This window comes from Shewanella xiamenensis (assembly GCF_024971755.1).
Classification (GTDB): domain Bacteria; phylum Pseudomonadota; class Gammaproteobacteria; order Enterobacterales; family Shewanellaceae; genus Shewanella; species Shewanella xiamenensis.
Window position 1 is genome coordinate 3,134,871 of record NZ_CP079718.1, and the last position, 12,562, is coordinate 3,147,432.

The window sequence follows — 12,562 nt, forward strand, 5'->3', positions numbered from 1 at the left end:
TTTGAGAAATGCATTTTAATTGAAAATAATTATCAATACACAAAAATGATAACAATTCTCATTACATTTACACTCAAAATTTGTAAAATGCTGGGAACATCACATGCTGAAGGCGGGCCTCAATGTTGGTTTATGTAGCATGGCTAGCTAGATCGCCATCTAGATCTTATTCGATACTCTCTGTTTTACGGGCCTTTAGGATTCACTCAGCAATAGATAAACTCACCTATTACTTACCGCCATGCGTTCAATCCTTATGAATAAGATTGACTTAGCATTAACTCACTCTATATTATCCAGCTCTAACATATGAATTAAAAAGGAATTTATTGTGTCAATGTTCTTGCTGATTTTGCTGTTACTCTTCGCTAGCATGATGTTTTTCGGCATATTGAGTTATTCACTCGGTCGCAAAAAAACGACAAATCCTAAGCTCACAGGGATGCTAGGCGCGATACTGGGATTATTCCCGTTATTAGGCGTTATTTTCTTGATTGTCTTAGTGCTAAAAGCTGATATCACAACCCCGAGCATCCCCCTGGAATAGTCACAAACTCTAGTTAATACAGTTAACTGTTCAGGATTTATTCCAACAGTTAATTTAGAGCGAAAATATTATCGCAATGAGTTGTTTCGCCAGAAGACTCTTCAAGAGACAGTTGAATTTGTGTTGGTTTCAACTGTCATTTCGGATGTCGATCTTAAAGAAGATACTGACTCCCTTTGGGACAAAAATGTGATAGACCCGTTGCTCTAACTCGTCATTTTTGGATTAAAAATTCTATGGGTTAACGCCCGCCCTAATAGGCTGGCAACGCATAACACAAAACTCAAGCACAAGCACAACAACCGTAAACACCGCAACTCATTGGGACTAGAAACGCTATTCGTTGGCGGTCCCTCTTCAACCGTTTGTTATAACTGCGGTTTAACCAAAACTACGTGTTTTCTTTTCCAACTGGCGTATAACAACTGTTGGCTTAAAACCAAGTTTGATTTCTAAATTGCTTGTTTAAATAATTAAAAGTCTATCTTATCAAGCCACTCGACATGTTTTGTTCGTTCTTCTTGCTGCCATTTCAAATTCCAGACCCAATCATCTGCTCTTGGTGAACAATCAGAGCACTTATCACAATTACGTTGCTTAAATCCTAACGCAAACTCTGGTCCATCAGAATTATCGAATGCTTTGATTAACAAGTTCCCCGTTCCAACTGTGTGCTTATGCTTTAAGCAAGTCATGATCGGCATACTCAGAGAGTGCATTCCTAGCTGTTGGGCTATTATCCCTCTCGGTCGATAATCAACAAACATATGCTCACAATGACCAATAATATTTGTAGGGTCATAGTTGGCTAAACCTATTGCTATGAACTGACCTTCTCTCGAAGTAGGATCGTCTGGGTCCATACCAAGGTTTTTAGCCATGTAAGCAAAGAATTGCTTTTGCTCTTCAATGCTGGTTTCAAAAAGTGGTTTGGGTTGATCCTTACTAGCCATTACATTATCAAGTGCATCCAATAACTCTTCAGAACTCGGACAATGCTCGATAATTAAAGATCTAACGTCGAACTTAACAATAGTTTTGAGTTCGGACTGTAAATTGACCATAAGATATAGCTGCTCAATTTTTCTCATTTCACTAACAATTGACGAGTACATCAATACTGTGTGCAGCATCTTTTCAAGCCACTCATCTAGGAATGCAATAGCTTCATTTGACCCACGTGCATTATGAATGGTTTTAAACATACCTATAGATAATGCCACATCACACATTAAATCAGCCAAGATATTAAACTGACTGCGGTTAATCAGCCTATGGCACATGTTTATTATCTTCTGCAACTGAGCACAAGCATCAAGATATTGCTTATGTATTTCTCGGTTTATAAACAAGTATTCAAAACTATCGGATTTGAAGTTTTCATTTGAATGATGGTGCGCATGAAGTTGTTCAACTTTAAAGTTAAACAGTGAGCTTCTTGCTTTTGCTATAGCAGTAAGACGATAAGCTGACTCTTTTTGCTCTCTGGCAAAAAAAATTAAGTATCCGCATAACTTAAATTGCTCTTCAACTTGTTCGTTTTTTACTTGTTTATAAGGAGCGATCTTAAAAGCATAATCGAAGTAAAGTGTAGCCAAGAACCTATCTTTAGGTGGCACAATGCGCGATTGAATAATGTCACTGGCTTGCTGATAAAGATCATTAAATGATCTAGTAAGTAGGAGTTGGTCCAACTTGATATGGTAAGCCTTGAACAAAGCGTCACCAACTTGTTCGATACAACTATTCAAAGCTTCTGGGGGCAGGGTTTTACAGTTGTTAACCACAAGCTTTAGATCTCGTAATGACAGAAAGTCCCAACATTCTTGAACAGCCACCAATAATTTATCGAATGCTGCGGAATCGTTTTTTTCTAGCTTATTCCCAACAGGTAAGTGGACAGTCAAAGTATCAGTAGATGAGTCTTGTACTTTCTCCAAGATATCTTGATTATTAGTAACAGAGATCCAGTAAACCCCTTCGCTAGACACTTCAACAACTACCAATATCACTGGAATATTGAACTTGAGATAATACTGAAGACGGACGCGAGAAACCGAAAAAGACAGCTTTTGTCCATCCTCAATAAATGAGCAGTTTTCTTGACCTTTCAGTTGAATCTTGAACACGCTCTCTTGACCAAGAGCTCTTCCGTTGGAGTCTTTCAGCTCAATTTCACAATCAATACCATGGTCATTTTGGTCTTCTTGACTTCTGATAATCCAATTAAGTGGCGCTTTATAATTAAAAATTCGCCCTGCTGCTTCGCCAATCTCACCTGCGTTCATAGTGAAACCTTTTAAATTTATAGGTGAATCGCCACCGTTATTACCGTCACTCTGTTGCATTATTAAAATTTGGTCAACAATAATGTCCCAGAATCTTCCAGCAAACGATGCCGTAACAAGTAATGGGGTATTTGGGTGATAGAAATAGAGGCAGAGCTAAGCTGCTTCTGCGGCCCCCCCATACCATAAATTTTATAATTTTAGAAAGTCATTCACTAAAACACCTTCCTTTGGATCTGTTTGAATTCTAGAGGGGATTCCACAGCTGTATACCCAAATTTAGTTTTTTTTAAAATAGACTCAGCTTTGCTAATGATCAATTTAGAAAACACTTTATCCTCAATACTTTCAGCATAAGCATAAAGTGCATTTATGAAGCCCTCACCCATTAGTTGAATCTTCAATGTTGTCATTAAAGATACATTTGCCTCTAGAACAAGGTAAATTTCAGGCTTTTTTGGCGGGATCTTCCCTTGTCTTTTTAGCTGTTCTAAAACTTCAAGATCAGTTCCTTTAAAAAATCCTTTTTTAATACATAACTCACTATCGAAACGCTCGTTATCATAGCCAACATAATGAATGAAATACTCACCGCTTGAAAAGGCCATGAGCGAGCATCCCTCATCATCCAAAATATCAAAACATATACTAGAATATTCACAAAATAAATGCATTAGATACACCTTGAATCATATAAAATTGAGTCGCAACCGATAGTGTAGTCACTCTGTAGCATTACTAAAATTTGGTCAACAAGCGCGAGTTTAGTGCCGCTACTAGTTGTCGCAGTAAGAAGGAATGGGGCAATAGCTTTTAGCTAGATAAACAGTTGTTATCTTGTTTTAACGATTAAATGCAATGGCGGCTATTTCGGATTAGCCGCCATTATCTTATAAACCGATGAGTTTTGGCGTGAAATCAGCGCCTTTCACCCTATGTTGTATTTTACCCATCGCTTTAATTAATCAAGCCCATTAAAAAGCACACTATTTTGCAGCGGTTAACTCAATAAAAGCGGCGGTGTACATTTTCAGATTCAGCATAAACTGTTTATGGGTAATAAATTCTTTCTCGGTGTGGCCAGTGTATTCCACGCCCGGCATGGCGGGGCCAAAACTTAAGGCGTTGGGGAATAATTTACTGTTGGTTGAGCCGCCAATGGCCACGGGTTTGGGTGATGCTATGCCAGTAAAGTGAGCAAATACATCGAGTAAGGTCTGCTGATGGGGTGCATCCTTCATCACCATAGGCTCGCCCCAATAACTTTCCACGTCGATGAGTGTCACTTGATGCTCAGTTTGCAATTTGTTCAGCGCGTCCTTGGCTTGGGCTGAGAGTAACTCAGGCGTTTTGCCCACTGGTCGACGTAAATTAATGGTGACTTCAGTCCCTTTACTCGTTTGCGCAACGACAGTGGGTGCCAGCGTTAAAGCGCCCATAAAATCATCTTTATAGGCTAGCTCGCCAAACTGCTCGGCATAAATCCCCAACCCCACTAACTCATTCATGGCGGCGACAGTTAAAGCCGCCGTGGTTTTAGGCCAAGTGTATGGCTTCAGTAACGCGGCCAAATGCGTCACAGCATTCACCCCATCTTCTGGTGTGGAGGAATGGGCCGCCTTACCGTCGGCAAAAATATGCAAGTCGCACACGGCCTGCTCGCAAGTACGCTCGAATCGATACTTCATCCCCTGCTGCTTGGCGGCGCTCGCCTGTAATTGTTCAAACAAGCTTGGGGTAATGGCATGAATTTGCGCCTCGGCTTGTTGCGGCACTTGGCTAGCAAAATAGCCGCCAGAAAATGCCGTTATGCTAGGAACTTTTGCAACGCCCTGCTCCTGCGTTGACTCAAGATTCGGTACAGTAAAGCCAATCTTACTCCAACCCTTTTCGGCGGTGACGACAGGATACTCGGCATCTATGGTGATATTCATCTGTGCTGGAGTGTAATGGGCTAAAAAGGCTTTTAGTGGATCCCAATCGGACTCTTCAGCTAAATACACCAACAGCTCAATGCGTTTTTCCCGTTTGAGTTGTTTATCTTTGATGGCCTTCATCGCATACATGGCGGTGACAATCGCGCCTTTATCATCTTCAGTGCCGCGACCTATCAGCTTGCCAGGTTCAGACTCGGTATCCAGCACATAGGGGCTTTTGGCCCATAGCGCGGGATTGGCGGGTTGCACATCGCCGTGGGTGACGATGCCCAATTTCTCAACCTGTGAGGGTTGGGCATCGACAACATTGGCATTGAGGCCAATCAGCACCACATAACCGTGGTCGGCATAATCGAGCCCGAGTTCTTGGCTCAAGCTTTTTAAACTCGACTTAAAACCAATAAAAGCGGGGTTGGTATCGGGTGTTTGCCCCTCCACTGCTTGGGTATTAAAACTGATTAAATGCGCCAAACTCTTAACCATCTGCGTGTCATAGGTGCTCACCGCATAATCGGCCACCTTAAGCGCATCTTGGCTAAGGCTAGTGGATGACGCTGCTGCTTGCGATGTCCACAACGCAGTGGCTAATAGGGAATAAGAAAAACGACGACAAAGGCTCGTACAGTCAAACTGAGGCAATTCCATAGAGGTCCTATTTATTATTTGTATGATGAGGGACTTACATTCAAACGCACCAAAGTAATGGCTTTATCCTTTGCCGAATATTGCCTTAGTGCGGGGCTCAGTTTGCCATAGTTCTTCCGTTAAAAACCGCAGGCTAACCATTTGTTACAAACAAAACACAAAATCGATGGAACCCTTAGGCGAATACATGCTAAACAGTCAGCTTAAAATAAGCTTAATGGTTGTTAACACCATTAATCCGACAGAATAATAATCACCTAACGGGGAATTGACATGCAGGGACTAAGCCTAAAATCACAGGCCCTTAACGCGCGAACACTCAAACCACGCGCAATCACACTAACCTTTAGCGCTATCACGCTCGCCCTCGCCTTAAGCAGTTGCAGTGCACAGCATAGCGATGCTGCGACGCAGGCGAAAGTCGCACCGAATGCCATGTCGGCGCAAATCATCAGCCAAAATGCCAGCAACCCATTCTTTAAACCCTATGATACGTTTATGGAAATACCGGCCTTCGATAAGATTAAGCCCGAGCATTTCCTCCCTGCATTTAAGGCGGGTATCGCCCAACAACACGAAGAAATCCAAGCGATTGTCGATAATAAAGACAAGCCGACCTTCGCCAACACCATTGAAGCGATGGAGTTTTCGGGCGATCTCGTCACCCGCGTTTCCAACGTCTTCTTTAACTTAACTGGGGCTGATACCACTCCTGAGCTGCAAGCGATTTCCAAGGAAGTCTCGCCAATGTTATCGTCCGCCGAAGACGATATCTTATTGAATGATAAGCTGTTTCAACGCGTTAAAGCCGTTTATAACAGCAAAGACAGCCTAAAGCTCAACACGGCTCAGGCCAAATTACTGGAAGACACCTATAAGTCGTTCACCCGTGGAGGTGCTAACCTCAGCGAGCAGGATAAAACCAAGCTGCGCGCCCTGAATGAAGAAATCGGCAAACTTAACTTAGCCTTTGGTGACAATCTGTTAGCTGAAACCAATGCCTTCGAGCTAGTGATTGATAAGCAAGCGGACTTATCTGGTTTACCCGCCGATGTGATTGCTACTGCCGCCGAAACCGCGAAAAAGCGTGGCCATGAAGGTAAATGGGTATTTACCACGTCACGCCCGTCTATCACGCCGTTTTTAACCTATGCCGATAATCGCGAATTACGCGAAAAACTCTATAAGGGGTATATCGAGCGAGGTAACAACAATAATGCCAATGATAACAAAGTCATTCTGGCAAAAATTGCCGCGCTGCGCGCCGAACGTGCACAGCTCATGGGCTATAAAACCCATGCAGATTTTGTGTTAGAAGAGCGCACCGCCAAGACACCAGAAAATGTCTATGGCTTACTCAACAAAGTCTGGCCAGCAGCGCTTGCCCAAGCCAAGGCCGAAGTTGCAGATATGCAGGCATTAATCGACAACCAAGGTGGCAAGTTTAAGCTGCAAGCCTGGGATTGGGATTACTACGCCGACAAAATCCGTGTCGCAAAGTACAGCTTTAACGAGCAGCAAACTCGCCCTTATTTCTCCCTCGACAGCACTTTAAAAGGCGTGTTCTATACGGCCAATCGCCTCTATGGCTTAACCTTTAAAGAACGTACCGACTTACCCAAATACAACCCCGAGGTGCGTACTTGGGAAGTGTACGATAAAGACGGCAAGCTTATGGCCATCTTTATGGGCGACTATTTTACCCGTGATAGCAAACGCGGCGGCGCTTGGATGAACTCGTTCCGCAAGCAATACCATATGAACGGCGTCGATTCTAAACCCATTATTGTCAACGTGTTGAACTACCCTCGTCCAGCGGGTAATGAGCCAGCGTTACTCACCTTCGATGAAGCCAGCACCCTGTTCCATGAGTTTGGTCATGCGCTGCACGGCATGTTATCCAATGTCGAATATCGCTCACAAGGCGGAACGGCAGTACCGCGCGACTATGTAGAATTCCCTTCACAGGTCAACGAAAACTGGATGACTCAGCCTGAAGTGCTCGCGCAATTTGCGAAGCACTACAAAACCGGTGAAGTGATCCCGCAGGAACTGGTGAAAAAAATCCAAGCCGCCAGCAAGTTCAACCAAGGCTTTGCGACCGTTGAATATATGGCCGCCACAAAGCTCGATTTAGATTGGCACACCCTGACCGATACCACGCCTAAGGATGCCGCCAAGTTTGAGGCCGACTCCTTAGCCGCCATGGGATTGATTAATGAGATCAGCCCACGTTACCGCAGCACTTACTTCTCGCATATCTTCGCGGGCGGTTATTCAGCCGGTTACTACAGCTACCTCTGGTCGGATATTTTAGGTGCCGATGCCTTCGAAGCCTTTAAAGAAAATGGCATTTTCGATAAAGCAACCGCAGATGCCTTCCGTAACAACATCTTGTCTAAGGGTGGCAGTGACGACCCTATGTTGATGTATAAAAAATTTCGTGGAAAAGAGGCAGGAATCGAACCGTTGTTGCGTAGCCGCGGTTTACTTGCTGAGTAATCAACCGCCAGCACGGTAAATGCCATGCTGGCGTTTTACCAAGTATCTAATCAAAAACAAACGGGGAGCATATAGCTCCCCGTTTTAATTACAAATTTTAATGACTAATTAATTCTTATTGGCAAAGACAGAACTTGAGTTGCCACACCACTTGGGGTTTCAACTTCGACAATGAAGGTACCCGCGTTAGGTTTTTCCTCACCCTTGATCGACACACTAAACTCACGCCCAGCATTATAATTGCTACTTGGCCATGTATATTCTGCACCACTAGCTATTGAACCTGCACTTGCTTTAAATCGAACGATGGTGCCAGCAGGCATTTGTTGGTTGTGTAAATCAGAGATGGTGAAGTAAACCGTTGCGGCATCCTTACCAATAATATCAATACTCTGGTCTTTACTTAGGCTATAGCTATCGTCAATAAGTACATCTGCTCTAGGTGTTGCATAAGCTGTACTTCCTGACATCACTATCACTAAACTGCCTCGAACATAGAGTGATTTGGGTTCAGATATTCCATCTGCACAACCAGCATGAGCAGGCACAGAACAAAGCACACCATTGTATTTACTGTCTTTGAGATCAAAAACACCGTTAGAGTTAAAATCGATTAACTCTTCTAGCTCTCCCCCCGCTTGGCCTCCAGACTGTTGAGGGTTGAAAAAACCGTCCTCATTATAGTCGTTAAAAGCATCATCTAAATCGAAAGGTTTACCACTCACATCTTTTTGAGTTAAAAAGGCGCTAAATTCGGATGCATCAAAGCGGCCATTACCATTTAGGTCAGGGAAAGATTCCTCGCCAATCGCGGTAGCCGTTATGGTTGCTCTACCGCCGTATTTTTGGCCGTAAACGTTGCCTAAATTAGCTGCAAGTGTAGCAACAGGTGGACGAACTAATGCGCCAGTAGCGTCTATCAACGTTTGGCCTTCAGGTCTGGCAAGTTGACTGGTCCATACCACACTACAAGTCCCTTTTACCGTTTGACAAGCATCCTCAATCGCACCACCTTCAGTAGTGAATGAAACTGTAGTTCCATCTGGTACAGGGTTGTTAAATGCATCCGCTAAGCGAGCAGTCACTGTTACTTTAGTACCATCAACATCCCAACCTTCAGCATTCAAAGTCGATGCAGATAGTGAAAAACTATCTTGGTCAGGAATGCCTGTAGATACTATTAATTGACTAGATTGACTAGAGATAACTGGGGACGAACCTGCGACAACACCTGTAACACGAACAGAAGTAGCCACTGTACCGGTTTTAACGACAGTTTGGACAATCCCTTGGTTGTTAGTCGTTGCACTTACGGGATCTAGCTCGATACCACCAGTTGTAGTGTTAAGACTAAAGTTGACCAGCTGATTGCTCACAGGATTACTGTTAGTATCCAACACCTTGAACTTAACTTCAGAAGACTCTGCACCACCCGTACCTAAAATGGCAATGTTTTGTGGTGTTGCGGAAAGAAATACGATACTGCCAACATTGGCTGGTAACACATTGATTGAAGCAGTAGCAGAAAGGTTTAAACCACCAGCATTGGCCGTAACATTAATGGGATCGGGACCCAAACACCCCTTAGCTAAATAAGTGGTAGTAGCAACTCCATTCACAGAAGGAACAGGAGAACTAATCTCTGCTTCTGGAGAAGATTTAGTGGAACATGAAGAAGAGAATTTTACATCGACAGCTTGAGTAAAAGGCTTACCTTGGTCATCCTGAATCACTACAGAAATTGTGGCTGTGCCACCTGCGGTTAAGTCAGTCACGCTGACACTTGCTTTACCAGCAACAAATGGATTGCCACTGCCCATTACAACATTAGTTGCACCCACCACGACCACAGCCGTACCTTTTTCACCACTGGCAAGCGAAGCAGTAATGGTTCCGGCACCTAAGGTATTACCAGCATAAATATCAACACTCGCTTTTCCTTGAGCATTGGTTACTGCAGTTTTTATAGGTAAATCACCAATATCATTATCAAAAGTCACAATCGTAGGTTTATTAATACCTGTCACTGTTGCGGTGAGTTTTCCAGGATTTAATGAGGTAATAGTTTGAATTGCGTTTCCGTTCGTGTCAGTGAGAGCAAGATTAACTTGCGCACCACCGCCAGCCTCACCACCATCGCCTTTCATAACAAAGCCAATTTTGCCAGATTCGCCTGTATCAATTTTTGCAGTCACTGTACCTGCACCTGCAATAGTTGCAGTATTTAATATAATGGTCGCAATACCTTCGCCATTAGTTAATGCTGTCGCTGTAGAAGGGTCAAATGATCCGATATTGGCGTTACTTAAACTAAATGTCACCAATTCACCAACTAACGCACCGGCTTTGGAGTCAACAACTTTCGCAGTTACTGTTGCGGGAGCTAAAGCGGAAATATCGGTATTGGAAATACCCATAGTGACAGTGATAACACCTGGGGTTGGGGGGGTGCCGGAGCCATCATCGGAGATACTGCCTCCGCCTCCACATGCAACCAAAAAAAGTGAACATAGTCCTGCGAGAAAAACCTTATACGCTGACTTCATTGTCAGGCTCCCTGTTATTCTAATGATAATACTAAGATTGACGCTTATAACTTATAGGCTAACATTACACAATTTTCACGTAACTTTTCCATTACTCTCTTATTTTATTTTGCATATTTTGAACTTAGTTTAACATTAGAACTCATTTAAACTTCTGCATTTTCTTGCTAGTCTTGTCGTCGCCAATATTAGAACGTATAAAAAACACACAGGAACCCCCATGGCAACCTCATCACAACATAAACTCGGCCTTACCAGTAAAATTTTAATCGGCATGGTTACGGGTATTGCAATTGGACTATTTCTACGTAATTACTTTCCGGATAGTGCATTTATTAAGGACTATATTACCAACGGCTTTTTACATGTTATCGGTACGATTTTCATCTCAAGTTTAAAAATGTTAGTCGTTCCACTGGTATTTATTTCCTTAGTCTGTGGGACATGTTCCTTAAGTGAACCCTCAAAATTAGGGCGATTAGGCGGCAAAACATTAGCCTTTTATTTATTCACAACCGCTATAGCCTTAGTACTAGCTATTATCAGTGCAGTGATAGTCCACCCGGGTAATGCTTCACTCGCGTCAGAGAAAATGCATTACGTTGCAAAAGAAGCGCCGAGTCTCGCTGATGTGTTAATCAGCATAGTGCCGACCAATCCAATGCAAGCCATGAGCGAAGGCAATATGCTGCAAATCATCATTTTTGCAGTGATTTTTGGGTTTGCTATCGCTCATATTGGCGAGCGTGGTAAACGTATTGCTGTATTGTTTGAAGATTTAAACGAAGTGATTATGCGCGTAGTTACCCTGATTATGCAGCTTGCGCCTTACGGTGTTTTTGCTCTAATGGGTAAACTTGCCTTAACTCTCGGCGTAGAAACTTTCAGCAGCGTGGTTCAGTATTTCTTTGTCGTACTCGTCGTATTGCTTATTCACGCTTTTATTGTATATCCCATTTTACTCAAGGTGTTTTCAGGTTTAAGTCCGTTGATCTTTATTCGCAAAATGCGCGATGTACAGTTATTTGCCTTTTCCACCGCCAGTTCTAACGCTACCTTACCTATTACCATAGAAGCTTCAGAACACCGACTTGGTGTAGATAATAAAATCGCCTCTTTTACCCTGCCATTAGGTGCCACCATTAACATGGATGGCACGGCTATTATGCAAGGTGTCGCAACGGTATTTATCGCTCAAGTATTTGGCATTGAGTTAACCCTTACCGATTATGCGGCGGTGGTTGTAACCGCGACTCTGGCCTCGATTGGTACTGCAGGCGTTCCTGGTGTTGGCCTCATAATGCTCGCGATGGTGCTTAACCAAGTTGGCCTCCCAGTTGAAGGTATTGCGTTAATTATTGGTGTCGACCGACTACTGGATATGGTACGTACCGCAGTAAACGTCACTGGTGATTGTGTGGCCACAGTCGTGATCGCTAAATCAGAAGGCGAATTTAATGAAACCGTCTTTAATAATACTCAAGCTGGCAAAGTTGCCCCAAGCTTTGATGAGCAAGTCCATAAAATAGATTAAAAATATCCCTATAATTTATCGTTTATGTTGATCATCCCAAGCCCAACATTGTTGGGCTTGTTTATTCTGCAATATCACCATTCTGTGAACAAGCAAATAGAATAGTCCTTTAAACATCGCTATATTAGCCTGCATCAATATTGGCGTTGGAGAAGATTATGTGGTGGAGAGTGAGTTGGATCATTGTCGCCTTTTGGCTGTTAAGCGCGCATTTTTTACGGTATGACCAGCTTGTATTGACAAGCCTTTTTGCTATAACACCTTTTTTCCTGCTTATTAAACAACCACTTGTAATTCGAATAGTTCAAGCCGCTTTGTTTATCAGTGTCATCACCGTTTGGGGAACCACTGCAATCGATGCTGTACAGATACGGCTCGCCCATGGAGAGCCTTGGTTAAGACTGGCGATCATCATGGGCAGCGTAATGCTATTTAGTTTAGGTGCAGTGTGGAGCGGCAACGGCATCTGGAGTAAAGCGAAATAAAGGCAATAGCCATTAAAAATGCATTAAAGATAATGACTTTAAAGACAATGGATTAGTACTTATTTTCGCCACTAACGA

8 protein-coding genes are annotated in these 12,562 nt (G+C 43.1%); 4 read left to right on the plus strand and 4 right to left on the minus strand.

Annotation, left to right across the window (positions count from 1 at the left end; genetic code table 11):
• Positions 1-331 precede the first annotated feature (331 nt).
• The gene (locus KXJ80_RS15025) at positions 332-547 is read left to right on the plus strand and encodes a hypothetical protein (protein ID WP_156143182.1); all 216 of its coding nucleotides are present in this window, start codon (positions 332-334) and stop codon (positions 545-547) included.
• A 473-nt stretch (positions 548-1,020) separates the two neighbouring features.
• Here KXJ80_RS15025 and KXJ80_RS15030 read toward each other — a convergent pair whose 3' ends face one another.
• The 3 genes from KXJ80_RS15030 to KXJ80_RS15040 all read right to left on the minus strand — a co-directional run bounded on the left by KXJ80_RS15030 (position 1,021) and on the right by KXJ80_RS15040 (position 5,417).
• Positions 1,021-2,835 carry a DUF4365 domain-containing protein gene (locus KXJ80_RS15030; RefSeq protein WP_218738405.1) on the minus strand — a complete coding sequence of 605 codons (1,815 nt, stop codon included), beginning with the start codon at positions 2,833-2,835 and terminating at the stop codon, positions 1,021-1,023.
• A gap of 215 nt (positions 2,836-3,050) precedes the next feature.
• Positions 3,051-3,509 carry a hypothetical protein gene (locus tag KXJ80_RS15035; protein ID WP_218738404.1) on the minus strand — a complete coding sequence of 153 codons (459 nt, stop codon included), beginning with the start codon at positions 3,507-3,509 and terminating at the stop codon, positions 3,051-3,053.
• A gap of 312 nt (positions 3,510-3,821) precedes the next feature.
• On the minus strand, positions 3,822-5,417 hold the full coding sequence (locus KXJ80_RS15040; RefSeq protein WP_218738403.1) for a dipeptidase: 1,596 nt from the start codon (positions 5,415-5,417) through the stop codon (positions 3,822-3,824).
• Positions 5,418-5,690: 273 nt separating this feature from the next.
• On the opposite strand from KXJ80_RS15040, the gene KXJ80_RS15045 reads away from it, so the two are divergent.
• A complete protein-coding gene (locus tag KXJ80_RS15045; RefSeq protein ID WP_218738402.1) occupies positions 5,691-7,919 on the plus strand; it encodes a M3 family metallopeptidase in 2,229 nt (742 codons plus the stop codon).
• 104 nt (positions 7,920-8,023) lie between these two features.
• On the opposite strand, the gene KXJ80_RS15050 is transcribed toward KXJ80_RS15045, so the two are convergent.
• Entirely contained in the window at positions 8,024-10,465 is a 2,442-nt protein-coding gene (locus KXJ80_RS15050) for an Ig-like domain-containing protein (RefSeq protein ID WP_172587245.1), read from the minus strand.
• A gap of 220 nt (positions 10,466-10,685) precedes the next feature.
• On the opposite strand from KXJ80_RS15050, the gene KXJ80_RS15055 reads away from it, so the two are divergent.
• Positions 10,686-11,999 (plus strand): dicarboxylate/amino acid:cation symporter, encoded by a 1,314-nt coding sequence (locus KXJ80_RS15055; protein WP_037417427.1) that lies wholly within the window; start codon positions 10,686-10,688, stop codon positions 11,997-11,999.
• Positions 12,000-12,157: 158 nt separating this feature from the next.
• Positions 12,158-12,484 (plus strand): hypothetical protein, encoded by a 327-nt coding sequence (locus KXJ80_RS15060; RefSeq protein ID WP_218738401.1) that lies wholly within the window; start codon positions 12,158-12,160, stop codon positions 12,482-12,484.
• Positions 12,485-12,562: the final 78 nt, after the last annotated feature.